1 protein-coding gene is annotated in these 544 nt (G+C 64.3%); it reads right to left on the bottom strand.

The window, feature by feature from the left end; genetic code table 11:
• Positions 1 to 544: cation transporter (locus B1964_RS27030; protein WP_172398980.1), on the bottom strand; the 544-nt coding region annotated here is incomplete at both ends.

Here is a 544-nt window from a genome sequence, read left to right as displayed (position 1 = left end):
TGCGGCGCAACAGAACCGCGACGTCGTGCTCTCGCAGATCGCCGCGGATGTCGATGGCGGCGACGAGGTAATACTGTGCGGGACCAACGTATTCGACGTGCAGGTAGGTCACGCGGTCGATGTCGGGGTGGGCGAGCAGCTGGTGCAGGATCGCCTGCCGGGTGGCGGGCAACGCTCGCTGGCCCAACAGAAACTCGCCGTTGCGCTTGATCAGGAAGATCGCAATGACTCCCAGCAACAAGCCCACCAGAATCGAACCGACGGCGTCGTACACCGCCGACCCGGTGATCTCGTGCAGCGCCATCCCGGTGGCCGCGATCGCCAGGCCCACCAGTGCCGCAGCATCTTCGGCAAACACCGCACGGAGCGTCGTGTTGGAGGTGCGACTGACAAAACGTAACGGGTGCATCGAGATTCGTCGCCCACCGGCACGTGCCTGTCGGATCGATTGGACGAATGAGGTCGCCTCGAGTACCGCCGAGATCGCCAGCACGATGTATCCGACGACGTAGTCTGCGTCGGGCTCCGGATGCGAGAGCGAGGG

Source organism: Gordonia sp. i37 (genome assembly GCF_002043085.1).
Classification (GTDB): Bacteria; Actinomycetota; Actinomycetes; order Mycobacteriales; family Mycobacteriaceae; genus Gordonia; species Gordonia polyisoprenivorans.
This window is presented reverse-complemented; position numbering and strand designations above follow the sequence as displayed.